Origin of the sequence: Micromonospora sp. CA-240977 (assembly GCF_050942285.1) — a bacterium.
Lineage (GTDB): Bacteria > Actinomycetota > Actinomycetes > Mycobacteriales > Micromonosporaceae > Micromonospora.
In genome coordinates this window covers 5,013,589-5,039,566 of sequence record NZ_CP192055.1, presented here as the reverse complement: position 1 = coordinate 5,039,566, position 25,978 = coordinate 5,013,589, and the positions used below count along the sequence as shown (strand labels likewise).

Here is a 25,978-nt window from a genome sequence, read left to right as displayed (position 1 = left end):
GCCCGCGCGAGGTCTTCGATGCTGCGGGTCGGGTGCGGATGCAGTCCCAGTCGCCGGCGTTCATGGGACGCGCGCTGACAAACAGCGAGAACAATCCGACACGCTGTGGTCGAGCACCCAGAACTCCTAGATAATGCCCCAATGTGGCGAGCGCGGATGCGGCCCCTCGCAGTGGTCCTGGCTGTCGTGGCGGTGCTGGCGCTGCTGAACTGGGTCCGGTTGCTGTCCGAGACCGACCTTGACCGCGCTGACCGGATTTCGAGCGTCCTTAGCCTGTCGGTCACCGTCGTCAGCCTGATGCTGACGTGGCGTGCCGCTCGATCATCGGCGGGCGGTGACCTCGATGAGGCAGCCCACGACTACCTCGCGGCGCGGACGAAGTGGCTGCTGAGTGAGGAAACGTCCAGCCGCGACCTCCATCCGCCGTACCTGCAGCCGACTCGCTGGGCCGGCGCCGAACGGACCGGCAGCATCGAAGATGTCGCCGACTACTTCGCCGGTCTGCCGGTGCGCCAACTGGTCATCCTCGGGGCGGCGGGCAGCGGTAAGAGTTCGATGGCCCTGCGGCTCGCTGTCGACCTGCTCGGCAGCGACACCGCAGTTGTGCCGGTGATCGTTGCGGTGTCGACCTGGGATTCGGCGCAGAGCCTGGACGAGTGGCTGACCTCGACAATGCTGCAGATCCATCCCAATCTCGGCGACACACGGCGATTCGGCAAGCGGGCTGCCGCGCGCGCGGCCGAGCGCATCCTGCCGATCCTGGACGGCTTCGACGAGATTCCCGCAGGGGCCCGGCCGCCTGTCCTGCGCCGGCTCCGCGCTGAACTCGCGGCGGGCAGGTCACTCGTTCTGGTCTCCCAAGAGAAGGCGTTCCGGGAAGCGGTGGAAAAGTCCGGGGTGACACTGCCGAGGGCCGCCGAGATCATCGTGCAACCGCTCCGGTCCGAAGAGGCGGTGCACTACCTCCCGGCTGGGCAACACCGCGGCGAGGAGCGGTGGCACGACGTCATCGTGCACATCCAGGAGAAGCCGCGAGGCGGGCTGGCGGTGCTACTCTCCTCGCCCCTGATGATCTACCTCGCCCGCACGGCGTTCGACGACCCGCGGACCGATCCAGGCCTTCTTCTTGCCGGGACCGTCCCGCAGGCGCGCGCCGCGCTCATGGACGCCTTCCTCCCGGCTGTCTACCGCGACCGGAGGAACCCGGCCCTCCGGCGGTACCCTGCCGAACAGGCCATCCGCTGGCTGCGGTTTCTCGCCCGGCGGATGCTGACGCAAAATAGGACCACGCTTCACTGGTGGCAGCTGCCCGATCTCAGCCGGGCTGCGATCCTGCCGCTGCGCGTGGTGGTCTTCCTGACCGCCCTGCAGTTCGTGGGCATGCGGTACGGCCCGTGGATCGGCCTGGCGGCTGCGGTCGTCGTGAGCCAGGTGGTCGGTTCGCTGGTGGTGAATCCCAGGCCGACCCGGCTGGTGCTGCACAGACGTTTGGTCGCCTACGGTGTCGTGGCCGGCGGTGCGATCGGTGCGCTGGTGGGCGTATTTGTCGTACCGGAGGGTCGCCTCGTCGTCACCGTGCTCGCGAGCACGGGGATGTGTCTGGCCGCAGCGCTCCTTGTTGGCGTCGCGTTCGGCCGCGCCCCTGACGACGACGGCACCGACATCGACCGGTCCGTCCGCAACGACCGGAACCTGCTATTGGCTGCGCTGGCCGTGTCCGCGGTGGTGGGGCTGCGTTCGGGCGTTCAGTGGAACTGGTGGATGGGCGTGCAGCAGTTCGTCCGCTTCCTTCTTATCCTGCTGATGCTGTTCGGTTTCGCCAGGGTCGGCGTGCCGTGGCTGAGGTTCGCCTGGGTGCGGCTGATACTGGCGAGCACCGGCCGTTCCCCGTTCCGGCTGTTGCGATTCTTGAACGACGCACACCGACGTGGCGTGCTCAAGCGGACCGGGGCCGGCTACGAGTTCCGCCACTCCACCTTCTTGGCGTACCTCGGTACCAAGGTCCCAGTTCAGCGGTTACTCCAGCCCTCGAACAGCGACCGGGCGCAGGTCAGCCGTACGTCGGGTGCTGCGGCCGGCCAAGCGCCGAGTCCTCCCAGCCTTTCTGACGGCCACACAATGTGAGGTTTCGGATACTGAGGCTGAACAGGATGCGGTCCGGCGACGGGAGCTTCGCCCGGTGGCAGCCCTTAGAACTCCTCAGTCTTTGAGCGTGGGAGTCGGCGCCAGCAGACGATGGCGCAAGCGAGGGTGAGGAACGCTTCGTGGATGTCGTCGCGGATCTCCCAGCGGATGCGCAGGCGGCGGAGACAGTGCAGTAGGGCGATGGTCTGTTCGACGAACCATCGTCGGGTGCCGAGTCCGGAGCCGAGTGCGGTGGCGCGTCGGGCGATGACCGGGGTGATGCCCTTGGCCCGCATCTCGCGGCGGTAGCAGTCGAAGTCGTAGCCGCGGTCTGCGTAGAGCCGGTCGGGGCGTTGGCGTGGCTTGCCGCGGATGCCCCTGATGGGGGGACCTTGTCGACCAGGGGCATGAGCTGGGTGACGTCATGGCGGTTGCCGCCGGTCAAGGACGGAGCCTCCACGTCGTCGACGCCGGGTATCCGGATCTGCCGCCGGCCGTGGGCGCCAGCTACTGGGACGAAGAGCTGGCGCCCGAAGGTTCGGAGACCGTAGTGGTCCCGACTTCAGGGCAGCAGGTACGCGGTTAGCCGGTCGGCGAGTTGCTGCGGGTGGCTGAGTGCCACCGAGTGGCCGCCGTCTATCTCGTCCGGGGTGATGCCGAGTCGGTCGGCGGCCACCCGGCGCTGGAAGTCCGCCGGGAAGAACCGGTCCTCGCGTGCGATGAGCATCGTCGTCGGCACGTTTGGCCAGGCGTCCAGGGGCCACGGTTCGTTTCCTTCCGCGCTGACCTGGTCCCGGCTATGTGCCGCTGCCGCCGCGACAATCTCGGCCGGCACCCCGTTGTAGAACTGCTGCTCCTCGCTGAGCCCTTCCGCGCTGCGGTAGTCGGTGTTGGCCCACCAGTTATTGGGTCTCTCACCGGGCGTGGGGACCATCGGTGTGAGCAGGACGATTAGCCGCACCGGCCGCTTGTCGGCAATGAGCGGCGCGGTGAACGCACCGTACGAGTGTCCGACGACCACGAGGTCGCTCCGGTCGCCGATCGCGTTGACGACCGTCTGGCAGAACTCGGCGAATCCCGCGGATCTGTCCTCGATCGGCAGTTCCGGTACCACCACGTCGTGGCCGCGGTTGGTCAGCTCGGGGACAAGGCGATGCCAGTCCCAGGCGCTGCCCCCGCCGCCGTGGATCAGAACGAAAGTCGCCATGCCCCGGAGCCTCACACACAGGTACGACAGCCACCGGTCGCGGCTTAACCGATGAGCGGATGCTCTCCCGGTCACGCGCTCGAAGGCTTGCCTAGCCGGTTGGGGCGTCGGTCCGTCCGACGTCACCGAGCAGCAGGTGGGCACCGTGACGGACAACGTTCCAGTCGGTCTTCGGGGAGCGGTCGAGGTTCTTGGCAAGCCATTGCCGCCTGTCCTCGTGCTCCCGCCGCAGATGGACGAGGTCGAGGTCCACGCCAGGTAGCCCGCCGCCGCGGCGTTCCAGCTCCTCGACCCGCTGCCCCATGGTGTCCATCAGTTCGCGGTTGAGGGTATGCACGGCCTCAAGGTATGCGCTGGTCGGGACGCTGAGCCGGACTGCGGGGTCGGCGGTGAAACCGATCTCGCCGTCCTCCTCGTGCCGCCAATCCATGGTGATCTCGTCGCGATCGTCGCGGGTGGTCCGCCAGAGCCGGAGATCGGGAGGATTGCGCAGGTAACCGAAGTCCAGGTAGTGCTCGCTGTGCCAGATCCCGGCCGTGACGACCGGATGGTCGGGCACGTCCGCGTTCCCGTCGTCGGTCCGTCTCTCATCCGGTTCTTCCACGAAATCGAGCGGGTCCCACGCCCACTGCGTGGGGTCAGAGGCGATGAACGGCTGCAGATCCTCGGGCACCGGCTCGAGCACCTCGGGTGTAAGGACAATGACGTCTTCCCAGAGCCGGGCCAGGTAGTAGTCGATGTAGGGATGCGGATGAACGTGCCTGGTGCGGCGCAGCAGCTGTTGCCCGCTTGCCTCGAGCCAGTACCGGCCCTCGGTGAGCCCGAACCAGTGGAGTCTCGGTTGGTCACTGCCCCACTGTGACACCTCATCCAGTGGGTACAGCTCGAACCGGAACCTGATCATCGGGGCAGTATCCCGTAACGACCGGCGGTCCATCGAGAGTCCGGATCGGCCGCCCACCGCGCTTCCGACGCGGCCCCCGTCGTGCCGAGATTCGTGCACTCAAGCATGTCGCGGCACCGTGCCGAGATGCCGGCTTGTGTCCTCCTCCCCAGCTCGGGCCGTCAGCGGCGGGCCAAGAGATGCGGCTTGCGGCGGGGCACCTCAACTTTTCTTGACCAATCGATCCAGATACGGATAGGGTCGAGCCGTGGCAAGGACCAAGGAGTTCGATCCGGACGTGGCACTGCGGGCGGCCCTCGACCTGTTCTGGGAGCGGGGGTACGAGGCGACCTCGATGGCCGACCTGGTCGAGCATCTGGGCGTGGCGCGAGCGAGTATCTACGCGACATTCGGCAACAAGCACGATCTCTATCTCAAGGCGCTCGACCGGTACGCCGACCTGGTCGACCCCGGCCTGCTGCGCGATCTGTCGCAGCCGGGCCCGGCGCTGCCGGCCGTACGGGCCCTCGTCGAGCGATATGCGTGCGAGGCCGGCGGCGACAGCGGACGGCGTGGCTGCTTCATCGTCAACACAGCCGTGGAGGTTGCGCCACATGATCGACAGGCGGCGCGTCGCGTGGCGGCGAGCTGGGATTACCTGGAGACCGCGATGACCTCTGCGTTGATCCGAGCGCAGGCCCAGGGTGAACTCGCGCCGGGCAAGGACCCCCGTGCACTGGCCCGGCTTCTGCTCGTGCTCATGCAGGGCATTCGGGTGGTCGGCAGGGTGTCGGCCGAGCCGAGGCGGCTGCGGGACGCCGCCACGCAGGCATTGGCCCTGCTCGACTGACGACGGGCTGCCGAAGCGGACCACTGATCGCCCGCGGGCTCGCCACAGCCGAGATTCGTACCCGGCGGCTCGGTGTCGACCTCCCTTCTCGACCTTGCAGTGTCACTCTCCTGCGTCAAATCTAGAACAACCGTTCCCGAATACCGGAGGTTGAGGAACGATGGCGGCAACGATCCCCGACGTACCGCCGGGCAGGCTCGGTGCGGCGGCGCACGGTCGTGGCCCGTGGCCGCGACTCGGTTACGCAGGTCAGGACGGCGGGCCGGGTAACCCGGCGGTCCGCCCTGCCTTCGTCCTGCTCGGCACGGCGCAGACGACGCTGATCTTCACTATCACCGTCATCTCCGTACCGCTGCCAATGATCGGCCGAGAGTGGGGACTTAGCCAGTCCAGCCTGGTCCTTCTCAGCGCCGCCTACGGGTTGTCCTTCAGCGGCCTGTTGCTCTTCGGCGGTCGGCTCACCGACCGGTACGGCGGACGCCGGATGTTCACCGCCGGTCTCGTTGTCTTCGCCGCCGCCTCGATGGTGGCGGCACTTGCTCCCGGAAGTGCGGCCCTCACCGCCGCACGGTTCGCCCAGGGGGTGGGCGCCGCCCTGGTCGCGCCGGCAGCCGTCGCGGTGCTGCGACGAGTGTTTCCGGACCCCGTCAGCTATGGCCGAGCGATGGCGACCTGGGGCGGGTTGTCGGTACTCGGTGCGACGTTGGGAATTCTCCTCTCCGGGATCGTCGCCGCCTGGTCGTCGTGGCGATGGGTGTTGGCGGTTCCGCTGGTGGTCGCGGCGGTGGCGGCGGTGGTGACGCCGCGGTTGCTGCCCGCGGACACCCGGTACGGCCGGGCCACGCTCGACCTGCCGGGCGCGTTGCTCGCCACCACGGGAATCACGCTGCTCAGTTTTGGCCTGGTGGTGACCGGCGAACACGCGTGGACCTCGGCGATGGTGCTGGCCCCGCTGGCCTCGGGCCTGGTGCTGCTCGGCGCGTTCGTCGCGGTCGAACTGTCCAGCGCCGATCCACTCTTACCGATGTCCTTCCTGGCTGATCTCCGGCGGGTGACCGCACTGCTCGTGATCGCCCTGTCCGCGGCCGGAACCGCCGTCGTCTCCCTCCTACTGGTCCTGTACCTCCAGCAGATCCGAAACTGGACGCCGCTGCGCACCTCGATGGCGTTCCTCCCGTACGCGGTGGTGCTCGTCGTCGCCGGGCGGCTGTCCGGGCGGCTCATCGCCCGCTGGGGAGCCCAGCGCGTTACCTCCGCAGGGCTCGCGCTGGCGGCCGGTGGCCTGCTCCTGCTGGCCGGTGTGGACCCGCAAACCGGATACGGCCTCGGTCTGCTGCCTGGCCTCGTACTCCTGCCGGCCGGAGTCGCGTTGTCTTTCTCCGCCGGGTCGGTGCTCGCGCTATCCGACATACGACCACGGCAAGCAGGGCTCGCTGGCGGCGTGCTGAACACGGCGATGGAGGTCGGACCAACGGCAGGCCTGGCCCTGCTGACCGCGCTCGCCACGGCGCGCACCTCGCACCTCGAGACCGGCGGTGCCGGCCTACCGGACGCGACCACCAGTGGGTACGCCTGGGCATTCGGTGCCGCCGGGTTCGCCTTCGCCGCACTGGCCGCTGTCACTGCACTGACCGGGCGTACCCGCCCCCACCGGTCCGGCTGACGGACCACAACGACCTCGGCCGCCTCGGCCGATGGCGCTCCCAGAGCGCGAACCGCACCAACACTACCGCTCCGACACCCAGAAGGAGTCAACACCATGACCGAGCGATTCACCGGCAAGGTCGCCCTCGTCACCGGCGGCGGCGGAGGAATCGGCCAGGCCGTTGCACGAGCGTTCGCCCGCGAGGGAGCGGCCGTCGTCGTGGCGGGTCGCACGATCGGCTCGCTTGACGGAACCGTCAAGCTCATCGAGGACGAGGGTGGCCGGTCCTCGGCCGTCACCGCCGACGTCACCCGCTCAGCCGACCTGGCCCGGCTGGTGGGCGAGACTACCAGCCGGTACGGCGGGCTCGACATCGCGGTCAACAGCGCCGGCATCCTGGCCGCGGTTGGCCCGGTCGGCGATGTCGACGAGGAGCAGTGGCATCACCTCGTCGCGGTGAACCTCACCGGCACGCTGCTGTCCATGAAGCACGAAATCGCCCACATGCGGGCCCACGGTGGCGGCGTTATCGTCAACATCGCTTCGAACCTCGGCGCTCACGCGCGGCTCGCGGGGCTCGGCGCGTACGTCGCGACAAAGGCTGCGGTGAGTGCGCTGACCCGCAACGCCGCCCTGGACCACATCCGGGAGGGGATCCGGATCAACAGCGTCAGCCCCGGACCCATGGACACCGGGATGTCCCTCCGGCCCGGGGAAAGCCCAGCCGACCGCGCCGACCGGATGGCAGCACAGCTGCCGATCGGCCGCGTCGGCACCCTCGACGAGATCACCGCGGCGGTGCTGTACCTGGCCTCGCCCGACGCCGGCTTCGCCGTCGGCACCGACCTGGTGTTCGACGGGGGAGCCGCCGCGTAGCTGAGGTCGTTAACGGCGTTGAGTTGCAACGCCTCCATCGTTTAGGCGAGCGGCTCGGGGTTCTGTGACGGCATCCGCATCTGCCGCGATCCGCGTGGTCTCGCCGACTGGCCCCCAGAGCCGCCCGGCGCTTGCGGGACCCGAACTCGGTCAGGCCATTGTGCTGGCCGGCGTGGATGCCGGCCACCTCGGGCGGTAGTCAATTATCTGCTTTGGACGGCCCGACCGCAGCCGGCCGGGCCGTCCAGCTCGAACAGCGGCATCCGGGCGTGGTCGGGGTGTGCCAACTGGGCCACCAGCACGGCGGTACCGACGTCGCCCTTGTACAGGCTGTCCCGGCGCATCGTCCACCGGCGTACCCCGGCCACCGCCTCGCCGGTCAGCGCCCGGGCCCGGTTCAGCCAGGCCGGCTCACCGCTGTGCCGGTACTGGCACAGCAGCGCGTACGCCCGGCCGGCCGAACCGCAGCACAGGTCCCCGGCCCTTGCCTCGGTCGCGTCGAACGTGCTCCACGCGGCCTGCCGGGCCAGCCGGGCGTACGCCGCCTCGCCGTACTGTCGGTGCGCCAGGTTCCACAGGTGTACGTAGCCGGCGGTGCCGTTGCACCAACTGGTACCGAGCCCGGGGTCGGGGGCGGGCCCGCCGACCTGGTACGCCCAGTACACCCCTCGACCGGCCGGGACAGCCTGTGCCGCCAACTCCGCCAGCCGCTCGGCCACCCCGTACGGCGGTGCGGTACCGGCCGCGGCGCTCCAGCACAGTAGCGCGTAGAGGTAGCCGGCCCAGCCGTGCGCGACGCCCAGGGTGCGCAGCTCCGCCGCCCGGTCCAGGGGCGGCTGCTGCGCCAACCGGCGCCACAGCGCGTCCCGCAGCGCATCGCCGAGCAGGTACGACACCGCCTCTCCCGAGCCGGGAACCGGCAAGTCAACCGGGCGCTGCACATCATGGCCACGGTTCAGCTGCGCAACCCCACCGAAGGACGCGCCTACTTCGACCGCAAGAAAGCCGCCGGCAAGACATCCATGGAAGCGATGCGAGCGCTGAAACGACGCCTGTCCGACATCGTCTACCGACAACTGATCGACGACGCCACGACGGCCACGGCGACGGGCCCGGGAGGACAACGGGACACGACTACTGACTCCAGCGTGACCAGCTCACATCCCCACGCCGGCTCTTCGGAGAAGTCACTTCCCGGACCCGCCACACCCCAGCCTAGAACAACCCTCGCCGCGGCCTCTTGACACAGAGGGGAGCCAAAACCGGACGCAGTGCGGGTGCTCTGCCGTCACCTTCCGTGGTCACTGAAGAGACAGTCAAACTTCGCCGCCACCCCCGCAACACCGTCTCCAGCGACATCGCGGCCACCGATGCCGGAGCGGCGCATTAACGGTCGTCTCAGATTCGCTCGGTACGAAGTCGGCATCAGATAAGCGGACTGACCCGTATGGAGGAAGCTAGTGATGGCAGTCAAGGCAGCGCCGCCCGGGGAAGCGCCGGCCGGTCGCTTGGCAGGCCGGTGGTTGCCATGGTTGGTGATCGGGTTGTGGGTGGCGCTGGCGGCGGTCATGGTGCCGCTGAGCGGGAAGTTGAGCTCGGTAACCACCGACAGAGCCGTGGACACCCTGCCGGCCAGCGCCGAGTCCACCAAGGTGGCGGTGCTGGAGGACAGCCTCCCCGGCGGTGAGGACAACACGTTCGTCTTCGTGTACCACCGCGCCGGCGGCATGACCGACGCCGACCGCGCGTCGGTCGAGCGCCACCACAACACCCTTGCCAAGCGGTACCCGCCGAAGGCGACGGCGGCGGGCGGCGAGGACGACGAGGGCACACCGACGAGACCCTCCACCGACGGCAAGGCGATGATGTTCACCCTCGACGTGAGCACGACCTACGGCGCACCGGAGACCATCGTCGGCCCATTGCGTGACGCTGCGAAGGACCGCCCCGCCGGCCTGGAACTCGACGTGACCGGACCCGCCGCGGTCGACGGCGACATGGACGCCGTCTTCGACGGCATCGACCTGCAGGTCTTCCTCACCACCGTCGTCGTCGTCACGCTCCTGCTGATCCTCACCTACCGCAGCCCGGTGTTGTGGTTCATCCCGCTCATGGCTGTGGGCGCGGCCGCACTGACCGCGATGGCGACCGTCTACCTGCTCGTCAAGGGCTTCGGCATCGTGATCAACGACCAGAACTCGGCGCTGCTGACGATCCTGGTATTCGGCGTCGGCACGGACTACGCGCTGTTGCTCATCGCCCGGTACCGGGAGACACTGCACCACCACGAGAACGTCCGGGTCGCGATGGTCCACGCGCTACGCGGCGCGGCGCCGGCCATCGTCGCGTCCGCGGCCACCGTGATCGCTGGCCTGCTCTGCCTGCTCGTCGCCGACCTGAACAGCACCAGCGGGTTGGGCCCGATCGGCGCGGCCGGCATCCTGTGCGCGCTGGTGGCCATGCTGACGCTGTTCCCGGCGGTGCTCGTGGTGCTCGGCAGGCGGATCTTCTGGCCGGCCATCCCGCGGTTCAACACGGCCGTCCAGGTGAAGCCGGGGCTGTGGGGACGGCTCGGCACCGCCATCAGTCGCCGCCGGTGGGTGGCGACGCTCGGCTCGCTCGGAGTCCTCGGCGTGCTCGCCATCGGGCTGGCGGGCAACACCGGCGCCCTGCGGGAGCAGGACCAGTTCCTGTCCCCGCCGGAGTCGGTCACCGGCTTCACCGTCCTCCGCCAGCACTTCCCGGAGCTCGGCGGCCAGCCGATGACGATCTTCACGCGGCCGGCGCACCAGGAACGGGTGCTCGACATCGTCCAGGGCACTCGCGGTGTCGCCCTGGCCGTCCCGGGGCAGACCAGCGGAGGCTGGGCCGACATCTCCGTGTTCCCGACCGACGCGCCGGACACCGCCGCGGAGTATGACACGATCAAGCGGGTGCGTACCGCCGTGCACGCGGTGAACGGGGCGGAGGCGATCGTCGGCGGGCCGAGCGCGGAGAACCTCGACACCGAGGTCACCACCACCCGCGACGAGAAGCTGGTGATCCCGCTGGTGCTCACCGTCGTCCTGATCGTCCTCGGGCTACTGCTCCGAGCGATCGTGGCCCCGCTGGTCCTGATGGCGACCGTGATCGTCTCATTCGCGGCAGCCTTCGGCGGCAGCGTGTTCGTCTTCGACACGATCCTCGGGTTCAAGGGCGTCGACTATTCGGTGCCGCTGCTGGCATTCCTGTTCCTGGTGGCGCTCGGCATCGACTACAACATTTTCCTGGCCAGTCGGGCCCGGGAGGAGACCGTGCGCCTCGGCACCAGAGAGGGCGTACTCAAAGCCCTCTCCGCCACCGGTGGCGTCATCACCTCGGCAGGCCTGGTCCTGGCGGCCACGTTCGCGGTCCTCGCCTCACTTCCGCTGGTGATGCTGATCGAGGTCGGGTTCCTGGTCGCCTTCGGCGTGCTGCTCGACGCCTTGCTGGTGCGGTCGGTCCTGGTGCCCGCCCTCACCCTGCTGATCGGCCGGCGGATGTGGTGGCCGAGCCGGTTGTCCCGACCGGTGGAGCTGCCGGACGATCAACGGCCGCTCGTGGAGGGGCCCGCGCCGCAACGGTGAGCGCGGCGGCACACTCGAGATCCGGGACGGGCTCTTGCCCGTCCCGGATCTTTGTCATGGCCCGGCGGCCGTCACCGTGTCCGCCGCCCTTGTCCTGCGGCGGGTCCTGGCACCGCGCGCCGTGGCGGTCCCGGCGCAGTGCCGCAGCGGGTCAGCGCGCCACCGTGTCCACCCCCGCGGTGAGCCGCGTGATCCGAGCGGGCGGGGCGGCGGCCGGAAGGAAGATCCGCAGCAGCGCGCCACCGCGTGCGGATCGGGCGACGGTGACCCGCCCGGCGTGGGCGTCGACGACCCGCTGCACGATCGACAGCCCCAGACCTGATCCCGGCAGCGCCCGGGCGCTGTCGGCACGGTAGAACCTGTCGAACACCCGCGGTACGTCGGCGGCGTCGATGCCCGGCCCGGCGTCGTCGACCTCGAGGACCGCCGACGCGCCCTCGGCACGGAGCCGGACCTGGACCGCCTGGTCAGCGGGGGACCACTTGCCGGCGTTGTCAATGAGGTTGAGCACCGCCCGCTGGAGCGCAGCGGGACGCCCGCTCACCCACACGGAGGTCACGTCGAGCGCGACCCCGATGTCGGGCACGCGGGAACGCACCCGGGTCGCGGCGGCCACCACCACGTCGGCGAAATCGAGCAGCTCGGTGCTCTCGTCGCTGACGTCGCCGCGCGCCAGGTCGGTCAGCTCGGCGGCGAGGGTGCTCAACTCGGCCACCTGTGCGCCGAGATCGTTGAGCAGCCGGGTCCGGCTCTCCGCCGGCAGTGCGCTGTCCAGGGTGCCGCGCCGATCGAGCCGGATCAGCAGCTCAACGTTGAGGCGCAGGCTGGTGAGCGGGGTCTTGAGTTCGTGGGCGGCGTCCTCGGCGAGCAGACGCTGGGCCCGCCGGGAGTCCCGGAGCGCGGCGAGCATGTCGTTGATTGACTGGATCAGCCGCCGGATCTCCCCGCCGCCCTCGTCCGGGATGTCGGCGTCGAGGTCCCGGGTCTGCGCGACACGAACCGCGGCGGCAGTCAGCCGGTCGATCGGTGCCAGCCCGGTCCGCGCCACGGTCCGCCCGACAAGGGCGCCCCCGGCCACGCAGAGCAGTCCGATCAGCAGCATGCCGAACCCGAATTGGTTGATCGGGCTGTCGTCGCTGGTGCGGGCCACCTGGACCGCGCCGTGGCCCGCCCGCAGCGTGTAGATGAGGTAGCCGTCGTCGTCGCTGTCGATCGACTCCATCAGGTCGGCCGACGCGCCCTGCGCCACGCGCCCGGCGTGCCCGCTGACGGGGGGCAGCGCGGGTTGGCCGGCCGGCGTCCGGGTCGAACCGTCGGGCAGGATGACCCGCACCAGCCGACCGGATCCGGGATACGGCGGTAGCTGGACCTGCGCCAGACCGGTGTGCTCCACGGTCGTCGCCAGGACGCGGGAGTCCGCGCGTAGCTGATTCTCGGCGTTGTCCTGCAGTTCCGAGTCCAACAGCTCGCTGGCCACCTGGAAGGCCACGAACACGCTGACCGCGATGGCCGTCGCCGCGATCACCGTCAGCCTGGTCCGCAGGGACCGTCGGCGCCACCATCGGATCAGCCGACGCGGTTCCCGGCCGGCGGGCCTGCTCACGGAGGAGTCTCCCGCAGCGTGTACCCCAAGCCGCGCAGCGTGAAAATCAATCGCGGCTCACCCTCGGCCTCCATCTTGCGGCGCAGATAACTCACGTACACCTGAAGGTTGTTGGCGGTGGTGCTCATGTCGAAGCCCCAGATCGCCTCGAACAGCGCGTCGCGGGTCAACACCCGGGTCGCGTTGCGCACGAGAACCTGTAGCAGGGAGAACTCGGTCCGGGTCAGATACAGCGGCCGCCCACCCCGCCACGCCTCGAACCTGTCGGGATCGAGCCGGACGTCGGCGAACGACAGGATCTGCGACTCGTCGTCGCCCGGCGCGCGGCGGCGCAGCAGAGCCCGGACCCGGGCCAGCAACTCCTCGGTGGCGAACGGCTTGGGCAGGTAGTCGTCGGCGCCCGCGTCCAGCCCCGCGACCCGGTCGGAGACCTGATCCCGGGCGGTCAGCATCAGCACTGGCAGATCCCGACCCGCCGCCCGCAACCGCCGGCAGGTCTCCAACCCGCCGAGGCGGGGCATCATCACGTCGAGGATCAGCAGATCCGGCGCCGCGCCACCGATCCCGTCGAGCACGGCGAGACCGTTGGCGGCGGTGCTGGTGCCATAACCCTCGACCTGAAGCACCCGCTCCAGCGACTCACGGATGGCCACCTCGTCATCGGCGATCATGATCCGCACGCCGGGCCGCTCCCTCCAGTTGATGCTTTTGCGCTCATCCTCCCCGATCAACCTGAGGGCAGGATTAATACTGCAACGGCAGTAGCTGACGGTGACTGCTCCTACCGATCATGATCCTGGTCGAATGGAGACCGCGGTGGATTCGGCTCCAGTGGGTTGCCCTGGCCAACACGTGACCCATCACCGCTACAAGGCGATCCAGTAGCGCCTCACTGGACCTGCCGCTGACAAGGCGGGTGATCGTGAGCGTGCTTCCCGATCGACCGATGCGGCCGCGGGAGCCAGCGCTGGAGCCAACCATAGCGATGGGCGCTGCAGCTCGCGATCGGTCGGCGCTCCGCTGCGAGCCCGGTTTGGGGGAGCAGTGGGGTGCCCGGAACGGCCTTGAAGGGCGTCCAATGGCGTCGAACGGCGCTCGACTGCACCCGCGCCTGCCTGCGGCTCCACGTTGCCGCAGGTCAGAGTGGGTGGAGCGTCCTGTTTCACACCGAAGAGGTCGCTGGTTCGATACCAGCATCGGCCACTCTCAGTTTGCAGAGGTCAGAGGCCGCTTCCCGGGTTCCGGAGGTGGCCTCCATCGTCACGGAGAAGCGGGCGTGCCTCAGCACCTGCATGGCGACTCTGGGGTGGACGTCGAGGTCAGCCTCGTCGCTCGACCAGCCCAAACAGGATGAGACAAGCTCACGGGAGAAGGCCCTGACCGGGATGTGAGTCCCGGTCAGGGCCTTTGGCGTTGCCCAGCTCATCGGTGGTCGGCGCGCCAGCCGTCGGTGGACGGCCAGGACTGGATCGCTTGATGAGGCTGGGGCGCGCCGCCGAGTGGTGGCGCGTCCCAGCAGGTCAGGCCAGCTGCTTGGCGCGGGTCGCGGTCACCGTCGCGGTGCCGGTTGTCGAGAGACCGGAGATCAGGTACGCCCGGTAGGTGCCGTTCGGCAGCACGGTCCACAGGTCCGGGGTGCCGTCGGCGTTGATGTCGGCGGCCTGCAGCGTGCTGATCGCGACGCCGGTGTTCCAGTTCGCCGCCACCTGGTACTGGGTGTGCGTCAACGTGCCGGTGCCGTCACCGTTGTCAACCATGGTGACCCCGGTCCACAGGTACAGGTGACCGGTGCCGGCGTTACGTAGGAAGAGCGCGACCCCCGAGGCGGTCTCGGTGCTGGCGATGTCCCAGTTCTGCCAGTCGGTCCCGCCGGTCGGCGTGGGGTTGGTGAGGTCGGTGACACCCCAGTAGAGGCCCGTTGCGGAGTAGTTGGGGTGGTAGCCGAGTCGGTAACCGTTGGTGGCGTCACCGGCGATGCCGAGCAGATCCGGGATGCCGGTGTCGACGCCGTCAGCCTGGAACGCGTTCGCCAGTTGCAGGGGGCTGTTGCCGTTGGCGTCGATCAGATTTTCGTATCCGATCGTGAACTGGTTGTTGTAGGGGCTGGGCATTGTGCCGTCGCCGGCGCCGCGGATGATGCCGCCGATACCGGCGGCGGTGCCGGTCGGGTAGTAGTACAGGAAGTCCTGGCGGTCGACGCCGGTGAAGCGTCCGGTGAGGATCTGGGCGCCGTCGAAGTCGTCCGGGGATTCGTTCCCGGTGACTCCGTTGCCGAGTAGGCCGATGTTGGTGGCCGGGGTCTGTACCTGGCCGGTGCCGACGCCGGTCTTGCGGGACTTTACGCCGAGCGCCGACCAGACGCCGGAGCTGAGGCCAGTGCCCGGACCGCCGCTGGTGACCAGGTCGGGAACGCCGTCACCGTTGAGGTCCTTGTCGACCGGGCCGGCGGCGGCGGTGGGCCTGGGCTTCGCTGCGGCCTGGGCCGGCAGGGTCGGGGCGAGCGCGCTCAGCGCGAGCGCCACGGGCGCGGCCCAGGCGAGCATGCGGCGGGATCTGAAGGAATTCGTCAAGGGTTCCCCCGGTGTTGTTAGGAGTTTGCCGCTCGGACGGTACTGGATCAGAGCAACGGCCACTACGGCCATTTGGCAGTAGCCCTTGCAGTCGAGACAGCCAGGAGTTAGACGTGGGGCCGGTTCAAAACGTGTATGCCTGACATAGCTCTCGACTGCCTCGTACCGCTCGTCTGGATGCCAGACGTCCCATGAGCGGAGCGGTCGCGGACAACGACAGGGACCGACGGCCTCGCGCGGACAGTCGCCCAAGGTTGTGGATCCGGACGGCCCATCGACGAACACGGTGCCCTTCGTCAGCAAGAAGTCAGCGTGACGCGTGACAACAACCGACAACCGGTGGTGCAGGACGGCAAAGTTGCACTCTCCAATGCCAGTCGCCGACCTTGACCGACAAGGTTCCCAGGCAAATCAGTCCTGCCGCTCGTCCGCATCCTGATCGGGATGGCGCAGATCGGCTGCGTCGCAGGCGCGGCCCAGCACTGCGTGCACAACGGCGAGAGTCTCGTACGTCGCGAACAGTTGACCCGAGGAGATGCGAGGCAGCCGCGCGGCCAACGACTCGTAGAGACGGATCGCCTCATCGACTGCGTCATAAGCTGCCGCGAGATGGTCGTTGACCTTCAGGCACACCCGCGCGTAAACCTGCAGCGAGTTGGCGAGGTCGGGCAGGTACGCGGTGGGGTTCGTGTTGGCTAACTGCCGTCCAATGGTCACAGCTTGCTCGATTGGGGCGAGCGCCTCGTCGTGGCGACCCACCTCGAACAGATTAATGCCGAGGTTGTACAGCGAACTGGCGAGGCCGGGCAGGTGCGCGGTGGCGTTCGTGTCGGCTAGCCGCCGCCGAATGGTCACGGATTGCTCGGTCGGGGCCAGCGCCTCGTCGTGGCGACCCACCTCGGACAGACTGACGCCGAGGTTGTTGAGTGACCTGGCGAGGTCGGGCAGGTAGGCGGTGGGGTTCGTGTCAGCCAGCCGCTGGTAGATGTCAGCGGCTTCCTCGTTCGCGGCCAGCGCCTCGTCCCGGCGATTCACGGCGGCCAGGCGAATGCCGAGGTTGTTGAGTGACTTGGCGAGGTCGGGCAGGTAGGCGGTGGGGTTCGTGTCGACCAACCGCCGCCGAATGGTCACGGATTGCTCGGCTGCCGCCAGCGCCCTGTCCCGGCGATTCACGGCGCCCAGGCGAATGCCGAGGTTGGTAAGTGACTTGGCGAGGTCGGGCAGGTACACGGCAGGGTGCGTCTCGGCCAACCGCCGGTAGATGTCGGCGGACTCCTCGGTCACGGCCAGCGCCTCGTCGTGACGACCCGCCCAGGACAGGCCAATGCCGAGGATGTTCAGCGAGTTGGCGAGGTCGGGCAGGTGCGCGGCGGGGTCCGTCTTGGCTAACCGCCGTCGAATTGTCACGGCTTGCTCGGTGGCCGCCAGCGCCTCGTCGCGGCGACCCACCGCGGACAGGAACGTGCCGAGATTGTTCAATGACATGGCCAGGTCGGGCAGGTGCGCGCCGGGGTTCGCCTCGGCCAACCGCCGTCGAGCGGTCACGGCCTCCTCGGTGGCGGCCAGCGCCTCGTCGCGGCGACCCACCCCGGACAGGAACGCGCCGAGATTGTTCAACGACGTGGCGAGGTCGGGCAGGTACGCGGTGGGGTCTGTCTCGGCCAGCCGCCGGTAGATGCCGGTGGCTTCCTCGGCCGGGACCAGGGCATCGTCGTAGCGCCTGGCGCTGCTGAGCCGCGCGGCGTGCATGGCGAGGAGGGCGGCCTGCTCGGCGGGGTCGGAGGTGAGGCCGAGGTGGTGGCGGGTGAGTCTGGTGCTGACAGCGGCGGAGGCGGTGTCGAGGTCGATGTGCCGCTCAGGCAGCAGCGCGTCGATGGCCTCCAGAACGCTGATGTCGACGTGCGGAAGGTCGGCCAGGCGGGTGATGGTCGTGCCGCCGGCGGCAAGTGCGAGTTCGGGGTGTTGCCGGATCAGTGGGTACAGCACGGTTGTGGCGACGTGGGGCCAGCGGTGTGCGGTCTCGACGAGGACCGTGATCGCGGTCGGTGTCCAGGTGCCGAGGTCACCAGTGAGCAGAGTGTGCGCAGCGGTTGCCGCCCAGTTGTCGGGTGGCCAGTCGTCCGCGCCCGTGTGCGGGTGTCCGGGGGTGGACAGGGCGATGAGGTCCTCGCCGAGTCGGTCCGGCCGCAGGGGCCGCAGGACGGTGTCGAGGTGCGGGTCGCTGGCGGGGTAACAGAACCGGTGGTCGTCGATGATCGTGGTAACACCGGGTTCGGTGACCTGGGTACGGGTCAGCACGGTGATGGCGTCCTCGCGGGTGACACCACCGGTGAGGGTGGCCAGGTAGACCGCGCGACCCATCATCTCCGGGCTGGTAGCCCGGCGGTCTTCGGCCCGGGCGTGCAGGTGGTGCCAGTGGGCGCGTTCCCGGTTGAGCAGGTACGCCGACAGGGCGTGCGGTTGCGTTGGAGGCAGGCGGCCGTGGTGGTGAGAGTCGACAGCGACCAGGGCGGCCATGTGTACCGCGAGGATCTGTCGGAATCCCGCGTCGGTCAGGTCCGGCACGGTGATCTCAGCGGTGTCGGGCACATCAAGTGCGGTGCTGAAACGTTCGCGGGCCTGCTCGAACAGCACCCGGCGGTCGGTGTGCTCGTCCAGGGGCGGCAAGGCTCGGGCCTCGGCGGGGACACCGTGATCGCTGTCGAGCCGGTCGCGCAGCGCGGACCACCAGAACCCGGCCGAGCGGGCCAGCAGCAGCACCCGCAGCACCAGGCCGGTGCGCAGCGACAGCGCGCTCAAATCGGCGATCAGCCGGTTCAGGTCCGAGGCGGGCCACCGGTCGGCGTAGTCCACCACCACCAGCGCCCCGGCGCTGGCTGGCATCTCCTGGGGGCTGCCGGCAGGCGTACCCACTGCGTGCGTGACCTTCCAGGTCACCCAGCCGGCGGTGTCGGCCTGGGCGGCGACGTGCCGGGCCAGGCGGGTCTTGCCCTGCCCGCCGGCTGCGTGGATCAACCGCACGGACACCGGCTCGTCGCCGCCCATCCAGCTGGCGAGCACGTCCAGCTCGCTGTCGCGGCCGACGAACTGCACCAGCTGGTGACGAGCCAGCAGCAGCCGGCTCGGCTGGCGGCGGGCGACGCCCGCCGGCAGCGGCACGGCACCCGGCTGGAAAGCCTCGACCTGGTACGGGGGCCGGTCGGCCACCACGGTCACGGTGCCGGCGACATCTCGGATCTGGTTCACCGAACCGAACACGATACTGTCGGTGACCTGCTGCCCGGTGTTCGCCGGCGATCGCCAGCTCACCGGTCGATGTCCACGTCGCCACCGACGTCGTTGACCTGCTGTACCGGGCCGGCTGTCCACGCCCCCGTGACCGCCTGGCTTGCGGGTTCGCCAGGGCCGGCCGTGCCGGAACCGGGCACCGCGCCAGGCGGAGCAGCAGCGGTGGGTAGGGGCCACGCGGTGCCGCCGATCCGCACGTTGCCGCGCACCTGACCCACCTGCGTGACACCGCCGCCGATCACCGAGCCGGTGACAGACTGCCTGCCCGCGGCGCTGCTGGGCCGGCGGGCCAGCACGACCCCGTACCCGGCCAGCGGCAGCCCGAGCACAGCGACCAACGCGCCGACAACGCTGCCCCACTTGTCCGCGTCATCGAGCCGGGTCACGCCAACGAAAATGCCCAACCCGACCACGACGACACCGACGCTCAGCACCGCTGCCCACACCACGGTCCGCTGCACACCCGTCATTGCCTCATCATGGACCGTCACCGCACCCGGTGATCCAGTTGAGTCGTCATCGAGACTCAACACCATGTGCCGATCGTCCGCGGTGGGCTGAGCCAGGACCAGGCGGCTGCTCTTGTCGAGCCTGACCTGGCCATACGGGCAACATATGCCCAGCACAGCGGAGATCGCGTGCAGCATCCTGCCGCCCCCAACCCGCACGGGCGGCAGCCAGTCAGGTGGGCACACGTACGCCCGCAGGCGCACCCAGTTGCCTCACCTCTTCCGTGCGGGAGAAGGGTGCACGACGCGGCGTGTTAAGCGATCAACGTGTTGCCGAGGCGGTCCAGGCGGGTGCCTGATGTCACGCCGCCTCGATCGGATACTTAATCGCGACGATGTCCTCGTGCAGCCCGGCAACGGTTACCTTCGGGTTCAGAGCTTGCACAAGGACGTCAGTAAGCGGACGGTGCGCGACAACGTGCTCGACCACCGCCGGGTCGACCTCGATCCCGTAGTAGTCCTCGGCGAACGTGACGTACCGGTCGACGATGTCGTCGAGCAGGATCTCAAGCAGGTCAGAGCCGTCCGGGGCGTTGTCGTCGTACGGGCCTCGGGGCGGGGGGAACGTGACGGATTCGCCGGCGTGCCATCGGTCGTCACCGGAGACCCGCCACAGCACAGCGGTGGCGACGAACTGGCCCTCCTCGTCACCGAACGCTGGCTCCTCGATCTGCGTACGAAACACCGCCGGGAGACCGTCGAGCAGCCCGGGCCACAGCTCGTGGTCCGGATCACGATAGGGCGACATCGCCGACTCGTGATCGAATACGCGGATGAACGCGCCATCGGCAGTGAACACTACCGCCCACTCGTCGCCGCTGCCGTTGTTCATTAGTGCCGCCTCGTCGTCGCCCCAAGAGCGGGTGTAGGCGTAGTAGGGCTCGCCGCCGTCGACGATGCGCTCCAGCACGGCGAGTGCCTTGCAGCGGTCCCGCAGCACGTCGATGGAGGGAAGTTTGGCGGCGATGTCGTCGACGGTCACCCGCTGAACCTACGCTCAAACAGCACCGACGCCGTCACGTCACTATCTCGAGGGCGGACCGTTCGGCGAGATGCTGCCTGTTATCGAGGAGGTTGCCGCCCTTGCTCAGCGCGCGCGGGGCGCAGGCGAGGATCTGTATTGCTGGTGCTGCCGATGACTTACCTGGGGCGCTGCCGGGCCCATGCGCACATGCTTCTGGCGATGTGCGGACGTCGGAGTAACGCCTTTCTTCTGCACCGGCACCGGCGGCGTGGCGGGTCAGTCCCACCAGAACGACCACCAGGCCCGGTTCGTGAGGCTCTCGGCGTAACGGATGAGGGTGTCAGTGCTGGACTGCCACACGTTGTCGGGGCAGAACGCGAAGTGTTCCGCAGCGACGCGCAGCGCGTGGTCTGCATCGGTGGGCGGTGCAGCGACGCTGAGGTATAGCTCGGCTGGCCCGAGGCCGACGACTCTGGCACCGAAACGTTCTTCCCAGCTGCGCAGCACCGTGCTGAACTGCGCGGTGTCGTTCTCGTAATTCAACGGCCCACCCCACCCCAGATCGGCCGGGGCATCCGCACCGCGGGAACTGGCAGTCAGCCCGAGGCGCGGCGCGGTCAGCCACGCGTCGGCCATCAGCTGTTCCGCGAACTCGGCAGCCCGAGTCGCGGGATTTTCCTGCAGCGTTCCGGCAGGCGCCAGCCCCGGCCACCGATTACCAAACGGCGCCGTGACGGCCAGCCGCTCCGGCGCGCTGAGCATGTCGTCGTCCTCATCCACAGCCGTGTAGGCAGACCACCACCCGGCAAGCAGTACGTCAGCGTCATGATCGCCCGGCCCGGACTTGATGAGACCCGGGTCGAGTTCACCGGTCGTCCAGGGGCTGCCCGGCTCGTACGAACTTCCCCCGAGGAGCAGCGGCCACAGACCCGTCCGGCCATGGCCCGCCTGAAGTGAGCCCCACAGACCCGCGTCCGGACGGGTGTCGCTGATCCACAGGATCGGCTCCTCGAGAACACCGGCCTCGGTCTCGTGCACGACTCGCCCCGGCGGAAGGTCAAGGCTGAGGGAGCCGCTGCCCGAGTCGTCTCGAAGGTACGTCAACGAATTACCCGCCATTGGACGCAGGGTACAGACCCGCCAAGACCCAGACGGACGTCCGGAGGCGCTGAAACGCCCCCGCCGGCCGAAGTCGGCGGGGCCGCGATCGAGGAGACGGCCGAGCGGCGCCGGCCCCGGAGACCGACCACGGCGGCCAGGTCGACCAACTGTCCCGGGTCAGGACGTTGAGGCGCGCGTACGCGCGTTACCGGATTTCGTTGTCGGGGTGGTCGCTGTCGTAGGCCTGACGGGCTACAGAGATGGCTGCGCGGTGTGCCAGTGACCAGTCGGCGAGTGCTTTGACGAGATGGGTGAGGCTTGTGCCGGTTTCGGTGAGGCGGTAGTCGACCTGGGTGGGCACGGTCGGGTAGGCGGTCCGAAGGACGAGGCCGTCTCGTTCCAGGCGGCGCACGGTGAGGGTGAGCATCCGCTGGGAGATTCCGTCGATGGCGCGCTGGAGTTGGCGGAAGCGTCGCGGCCCGTTGGCGAGTTCGACGATCACGAGAACCGACCACTTGTCGCCCACCCGGTCAAGCACATCTCGGATGCCGCAATCTGGGTGATCCGGCTGTCCGCATGGTTCGAGGTCGGCGGCTCCCGCGGTTACTCCGGTGTGCGTTGGTGACACGAGACTGCCTCCTTGTGGGTCGCCGGACCCGGGTTCAGGCTCTCACTGTAGTTACTGAAGAGAACCACGGCAGGAGACCGAATGATCATGGTGACCGGCGCCAACGGACAGCTCGCCTCGCTCACACTCGCAGAGCTCGGCACGCGAGAGGTACCTGCCCTGGCCGGGAGTCGCACTCCCGCCGGCACACAGCGCCACCTTGACTTCGACGACCCCGCAACCCTCGACCTCACAGGCGTTTCCACAGTGGTCCTCGTTTCGGCCGGGTATGCCGAGGACGACCAGGTCATCGCGCGTCACCGGACTCTGCTCGACGCTGCCGGCCGCGACGGCGTGACCCACGTGATCTACACCAGCCTGACCAGCGCCGGGGACCACCTCGGGTTCGCACTCGCCCATCGGGCCACCGAGCAAATGATCAGAGCCAGCGGGCTCACCTGGACCATCCTGCGAAACGGGCTGTACGCCGAACTCTTCGGTGCCCTGCTCGCGTGGACTCCCGACGGCCTGGAATCAGCATTCGGGGCCGGTGCACTCTCCGCGGTGGCGCGGGCCGACCTGGCAGCTGCCGCAGCCGTCGTCGCGAGCGAGCCCACCGCGCACGTCGGCAAGGTCTACGACCTGGTCGGGGCTCCGATCACCGCTGACGACATCGCCGACCGTGTCGGCGTCGCGCACCGCACGATCGAACTGGGTGAGTATCGCGTCCGCCTTCTCGGCGACGCCAACCTGCTGCCATTCCAGCCGCCGATGCTCGTCTCGATCGCCACCGGTGTCCGCCACGGGTTCCTCGACAACACCAGCCCCGACCTCGCGCGCCTGCTGGATCGACCGCTCACAGATCCCCTCCCCGTCGCTGCGGATGCCACGGCCGCCATGCGCCCTGGCCCGCACTGACACAGATGCTTCAGCTGAGTGCGCCCTTGTCTGGTGAGAGCTGGCGGAGGGCTTGGCGCCGCCGCCGAGAGCAGCGCCACTGAGCACGGGCGGCCGGCGCGCGGAGACGGCTGTGGCCGACGTACAACCTCGGTCTTCTGGGTCGATCAACCGCGCGGGACCATCGCGGCGGATCGCGCGTGACTCCGCGAATCTCAGCGTTCACGGCGCGGGGCAGGACGGGGGCACCGACCCCGACAACCTCCTCGGCCGCCCCCAACGGCCACACCTCCGGGCCGGCGCCGAGGGCCAACAACTGACGTTCGGCACCGGGGAAGGAGGAGTCACCACGTGACCATGCCGGACTACCGGATCGACCTGCCGATGACCGGACAGCCGATCAAGGCTGCCCGGCCATCAAGCGCTGGCGTGGTTCGGACGGCGCGCTGCGTCAGCGGAAGGCGTTGATATTGCGCGTTGCCCAGGCGGCGAAGGGGCGTGGTGATCGGCCCAGGACCGCTGCGACGTCTGGGCTGATCCGCTGTTCGGCGTCGGTCGGTGCGCCCAGGATCGCCAGCGTGCCCTCGACCACCGGTGGCGGCATGAACCGCAGCAGCTGCTCGCGGGCTTCGTCGGGCGTCTGGTCCACGAACCGGATCGGCTCGCCGAGCGCGGCGGCGAGGTCGGCGACCCGTTCGCGTGGCGTGCTCAGCGCCGGGCCGGTCAGTTCGTAGGTGCGGCCGTCGTGCGAGCGGTCGAGCAGGGCGGCGGCCGCCACCTCGGCGATGTCGGTCGGGTCGACCACGGGCAGACCCACGTCGCCGAAGGGTGCGGCCACCATCCGGCTGCCCCGGACCGGGTCAATCCAGGCGAATGCGTTGGAGGCGAAGCCGCCGGGGCGCAGGATCGTCCAGCCGAGCTCGGATCGGCGGACGAGATCCTCGATGGCGCGCAGCGGCGCGTGTGACGGTGACTCCGGCCGGGTGCCGACCGCCTGCGAGGACTGCAACACGATGCGCTTCACGCCACCGGCTGCCGCGACCCGCAGGATTTCGCGCATGTCGAGGTGGGCTCCGGCGCCCTCCACGAGCAGGAACAGCGCCTCGGCGCCGACGAGCGCCGGGCGCAGGCTCTCCGGTCGCTCGAGGTCCGCACGGTGGTGGCGAACCCCGGCCGGCAGGGCGATCGGGCGTCTTCCCCGGGATACCGCCGTCACTGCGGAACCCGCGGCCGCGAGAGTTGACGAGAGCGTACTGCCGACGTTTCCGGTGGCTCCAACCACGACAAACATGTCTCTGTCTCCAGTTCGGCCACGTCGTTCGCGTGGCGCTGGAAACGCTAGTAGCCTCGATATAGTAGGTACCTAGAGGATAGTAATGGGTATGTGACGGAGGCCACGTGCAGCAATCGACGGATCCCGAGCTGGCATGTCCGGTCGCGCCGGTCGTCGACATCGTGTTCAGTCGGTGGACCACGCCCATCCTGTGGGCCCTGCACGAATACGGTCGGCAGCGCTTTGTGGAGCTGGAGCGCCGACTGGCCAGCATCACACCCAAGGTGCTCACGCAGCGGCTCCGCCAGCTCGAACGCGACGGACTCGTGACGCGCACCTACCACGCCGAGGTGCCCCCTCGAGTCGAGTACGAGATCACCGAGTTGGGTGCCAGCCTCGGTCCACTCTTCGCGCACCTGGCGACGTGGGCCGAGGTCAGCCTCGGGGAGGTGGAACGAGCACGGCGCGCCTACGACGCCGGGCGATGACGCACGCCAGCCCGGATCGCGACCGCCAGCGCGCTCGCCACGCCGCAGCGACGCAATTCCCGGGCGGCTCGACATAATCGGGACCATATAGTCCAGGTATGAATTTACCGCGGCAATGATCCCGCGGGTGCAGTCACCTCGGCCACGTCTTCAACTACGACCCCCCGGCAAGGGTGGACTACGCCACCGCATCAACTCCGTGTCGTTGCGGTTTACACCTCGACAACATGGCTAACGCAGGGGTACGGCGAATACCGCGCTGATCACGAGAGACAGCACCGACGACAGGTAAGGAGACGACGTGACCACCGAAAAGGTGATCCTCGCCGGCGGCTGCTTCTGGGGGATGGAGGAGCTCTTCCGTCACCAGCCCGGCGTCGTGTCCACGCGCGTGGGCTACAGCGGCGGCGACGTCCCGAACGCCACCTACCGCAACCACGGCACCCACGCGGAGTCCATCGAGGTCCTCTACGACACCGAGAAGACCGACTTCCGCACGCTGCTCGAGTTCTTCTTCCAGATCCACGACCCCTCGACGAAGAACCGCCAGGGCAACGACATCGGCATCAGCTACCGCTCGGCCATCTTCTACAACAGCGACGAGCAGAAGCGTGTCGCCGAGGACACGATCGCCGACGTCGACGCCTCAGGCCTGTGGCCCGGCAAGGTCGTTACCGAGGTCACCCCGGCAGGCGACTTCTGGGAAGCCGAGCCCGAGCACCAGAACTACCTCCAGACCTACCCCAACGGCTACACCTGCCACTTCCCCCGCCCCGGGTGGAAGCTCCCGAAGCGCGCGGCCTGACACCCCCGGCCGCGGACCCCCAGGTTCCGCGGGCCGGGACCGACGCCCGCCTATCAAGGCTGGTGGGAAGCCCGACGCGGCCCGCCACCGACGTGGACGTCCCCGCGACTGGTGCTGTCGTTGTCACCTTCAGGAGGCCATCTCTTGGATACCGGGATCCAGAACGTCCGACTGAACGCCACGTCGAACGAACAACTCATGGCGCTGGCAAACGCCGGTGCCGCAGCTTTCGGACATACCGCCACACTTCAGGTGGACCGGACCCTGGCCCAACTTCTGCGCCTACGCGTCGCGCAGATCAACAACTGCAGCTACTGCCTTCTGGTGCACCACGCCGCGGCCCGTACCGCCGACATCCCGCCGTCCAAGGTCGAGACCCTCACCGCGTGGTGGGAGACGCAGCTGTTCTCCGAGGAGGAGCAAGCCGCGCTGGCCTACGCCGAGGTGTTGACCCGAGCCGCCGACGCCACCGTCAACAACCGCCTCCAGGACGCCCACGACAGGATGACCACGCACTTCACCGAGGACGAGATCCTGGAGATCGTGGCCATTGTGATCAACATGAACATCTGGACGCGACTCAAGCTCGCCGAGGGTGCCATGCCCACAACGGCGCCTGCCGCGTGAGTTGCCGCCGACCGGAAAACCGGTGCCGGCCCGGGGCTACGACGGCGATGCTCGCT

At 68.9% G+C, this 25,978-nt stretch carries 22 protein-coding genes and 1 pseudogene; 10 read left to right on the top strand and 13 right to left on the bottom strand.

The genetic code is table 11. The features are described from left to right. The first annotated feature begins 186 nt into the window (after positions 1-186). Positions 187-2,124 carry an NACHT domain-containing protein gene (locus ACQPWW_RS22665; RefSeq protein WP_433125363.1) on the top strand — a complete coding sequence of 646 codons (1,938 nt, stop codon included), beginning with the start codon at positions 187-189 and terminating at the stop codon, positions 2,122-2,124. A gap of 65 nt (positions 2,125-2,189) precedes the next feature. Here the strand turns inward: ACQPWW_RS22665 and ACQPWW_RS22660 are convergent. From ACQPWW_RS22660 to ACQPWW_RS22650, 3 genes and pseudogenes are all read right to left on the bottom strand, one after another. After that, positions 2,190-2,578: pseudogene (locus ACQPWW_RS22660) on the bottom strand (transposase); the annotation flags it as partial. A gap of 108 nt (positions 2,579-2,686) precedes the next feature. After that, positions 2,687-3,331: an alpha/beta fold hydrolase gene (locus ACQPWW_RS22655; protein ID WP_433125361.1), complete on the bottom strand. Its 645-nt coding sequence runs from the start codon at positions 3,329-3,331 to the stop codon at positions 2,687-2,689. Positions 3,332-3,422: 91 nt separating this feature from the next. Next, a complete protein-coding gene (locus ACQPWW_RS22650) occupies positions 3,423-4,235 on the bottom strand; it encodes a DUF5984 family protein (RefSeq protein ID WP_433125359.1) in 813 nt (270 codons plus the stop codon). A 247-nt stretch (positions 4,236-4,482) separates the two neighbouring features. On the opposite strand from ACQPWW_RS22650, the gene ACQPWW_RS22645 reads away from it, so the two are divergent. The 3 genes from ACQPWW_RS22645 (at position 4,483) to ACQPWW_RS22635 (ending at position 7,585) form a co-directional block, all read left to right on the top strand. Next, positions 4,483-5,064 carry a TetR/AcrR family transcriptional regulator gene (locus tag ACQPWW_RS22645; protein ID WP_433125357.1) on the top strand — a complete coding sequence of 194 codons (582 nt, stop codon included), beginning with the start codon at positions 4,483-4,485 and terminating at the stop codon, positions 5,062-5,064. Between the two features lie 160 nt (positions 5,065-5,224). Further along, on the top strand, positions 5,225-6,727 hold the full coding sequence (locus ACQPWW_RS22640; RefSeq protein WP_433125355.1) for an MFS transporter: 1,503 nt from the start codon (positions 5,225-5,227) through the stop codon (positions 6,725-6,727). A 96-nt stretch (positions 6,728-6,823) separates the two neighbouring features. After that, on the top strand, positions 6,824-7,585 hold the full coding sequence (locus ACQPWW_RS22635) for an SDR family NAD(P)-dependent oxidoreductase (protein WP_433125354.1): 762 nt from the start codon (positions 6,824-6,826) through the stop codon (positions 7,583-7,585). A gap of 203 nt (positions 7,586-7,788) precedes the next feature. On the opposite strand, the gene ACQPWW_RS22630 is transcribed toward ACQPWW_RS22635, so the two are convergent. Then, positions 7,789-8,481, bottom strand: a complete 693-nt coding sequence (locus ACQPWW_RS22630) for a lanthionine synthetase LanC family protein (protein WP_433125353.1) — start codon at positions 8,479-8,481, stop codon at positions 7,789-7,791. 48 nt (positions 8,482-8,529) lie between these two features. Here ACQPWW_RS22630 and ACQPWW_RS22625 point away from each other — a divergent pair, with 48 nt between their 5' ends. Together ACQPWW_RS22625 and ACQPWW_RS22620 are read left to right on the top strand one after the other, a co-directional pair. Further along, positions 8,530-8,829 (top strand): hypothetical protein, encoded by a 300-nt coding sequence (locus ACQPWW_RS22625; RefSeq protein WP_433125352.1) that lies wholly within the window; start codon positions 8,530-8,532, stop codon positions 8,827-8,829. Between the two features lie 219 nt (positions 8,830-9,048). Further along, on the top strand, positions 9,049-11,190 hold the full coding sequence (locus ACQPWW_RS22620; protein ID WP_433125351.1) for an MMPL family transporter: 2,142 nt from the start codon (positions 9,049-9,051) through the stop codon (positions 11,188-11,190). Positions 11,191-11,341: 151 nt separating this feature from the next. On the opposite strand, the gene ACQPWW_RS22615 is transcribed toward ACQPWW_RS22620, so the two are convergent. The 8 genes from ACQPWW_RS22615 to ACQPWW_RS22580 form a co-directional block, all read right to left on the bottom strand. Further along, complete coding sequence (locus tag ACQPWW_RS22615; protein ID WP_433125350.1) at positions 11,342-12,793, bottom strand: HAMP domain-containing sensor histidine kinase; 1,452 nt, start codon at positions 12,791-12,793, stop codon at positions 11,342-11,344. Continuing rightward, positions 12,790-13,464, bottom strand: a complete 675-nt coding sequence (locus ACQPWW_RS22610) for a response regulator transcription factor (protein ID WP_433134492.1) — start codon at positions 13,462-13,464, stop codon at positions 12,790-12,792. Before ACQPWW_RS22610 ends, ACQPWW_RS22615 begins: the two co-directional genes overlap by 4 nt. A gap of 849 nt (positions 13,465-14,313) precedes the next feature. After that, positions 14,314-15,336 (bottom strand): hypothetical protein, encoded by a 1,023-nt coding sequence (locus ACQPWW_RS22605; protein ID WP_433125349.1) that lies wholly within the window; start codon positions 15,334-15,336, stop codon positions 14,314-14,316. 438 nt (positions 15,337-15,774) lie between these two features. After that, positions 15,775-18,609 carry a tetratricopeptide repeat protein gene (locus ACQPWW_RS22600; protein ID WP_433125347.1) on the bottom strand — a complete coding sequence of 945 codons (2,835 nt, stop codon included), beginning with the start codon at positions 18,607-18,609 and terminating at the stop codon, positions 15,775-15,777. A gap of 59 nt (positions 18,610-18,668) precedes the next feature. After that, positions 18,669-19,298, bottom strand: a complete 630-nt coding sequence (locus tag ACQPWW_RS22595; protein WP_433125346.1) for a hypothetical protein — start codon at positions 19,296-19,298, stop codon at positions 18,669-18,671. Between the two features lie 163 nt (positions 19,299-19,461). Continuing rightward, a complete protein-coding gene (locus ACQPWW_RS22590; protein ID WP_433125345.1) occupies positions 19,462-20,142 on the bottom strand; it encodes a hypothetical protein in 681 nt (226 codons plus the stop codon). A gap of 258 nt (positions 20,143-20,400) precedes the next feature. Next, positions 20,401-21,162 (bottom strand): DUF4253 domain-containing protein, encoded by a 762-nt coding sequence (locus tag ACQPWW_RS22585; RefSeq protein WP_433125343.1) that lies wholly within the window; start codon positions 21,160-21,162, stop codon positions 20,401-20,403. A gap of 268 nt (positions 21,163-21,430) precedes the next feature. After that, complete coding sequence (locus ACQPWW_RS22580) at positions 21,431-21,751, bottom strand: winged helix-turn-helix transcriptional regulator (protein ID WP_433125341.1); 321 nt, start codon at positions 21,749-21,751, stop codon at positions 21,431-21,433. Positions 21,752-21,934: 183 nt separating this feature from the next. Here ACQPWW_RS22580 and ACQPWW_RS22575 point away from each other — a divergent pair, with 183 nt between their 5' ends. Then, positions 21,935-22,750: an NAD(P)H-binding protein gene (locus ACQPWW_RS22575; RefSeq protein ID WP_433125339.1), complete on the top strand. Its 816-nt coding sequence runs from the start codon at positions 21,935-21,937 to the stop codon at positions 22,748-22,750. Positions 22,751-23,180: 430 nt separating this feature from the next. Here ACQPWW_RS22575 and ACQPWW_RS22570 read toward each other — a convergent pair whose 3' ends face one another. Beyond that, positions 23,181-24,020, bottom strand: a complete 840-nt coding sequence (locus tag ACQPWW_RS22570; protein ID WP_433125337.1) for an NAD(P)H-binding protein — start codon at positions 24,018-24,020, stop codon at positions 23,181-23,183. Positions 24,021-24,127: 107 nt separating this feature from the next. Between ACQPWW_RS22570 and ACQPWW_RS22565 the strand changes: the two genes are divergently transcribed. The 3 genes from ACQPWW_RS22565 (at position 24,128) to ACQPWW_RS22555 (ending at position 25,922) form a co-directional block, all read left to right on the top strand. Further along, positions 24,128-24,490 carry a winged helix-turn-helix transcriptional regulator gene (locus ACQPWW_RS22565; protein ID WP_433125336.1) on the top strand — a complete coding sequence of 121 codons (363 nt, stop codon included), beginning with the start codon at positions 24,128-24,130 and terminating at the stop codon, positions 24,488-24,490. A gap of 301 nt (positions 24,491-24,791) precedes the next feature. Beyond that, positions 24,792-25,295, top strand: a complete 504-nt coding sequence (gene msrA / locus ACQPWW_RS22560; RefSeq protein ID WP_433125335.1) for a peptide-methionine (S)-S-oxide reductase MsrA — start codon at positions 24,792-24,794, stop codon at positions 25,293-25,295. 144 nt (positions 25,296-25,439) lie between these two features. Then, positions 25,440-25,922, top strand: coding sequence for a carboxymuconolactone decarboxylase family protein (locus ACQPWW_RS22555; RefSeq protein ID WP_433125333.1), 483 nt, complete (start codon positions 25,440-25,442; stop codon positions 25,920-25,922). Positions 25,923-25,978 lie beyond the last annotated feature (56 nt).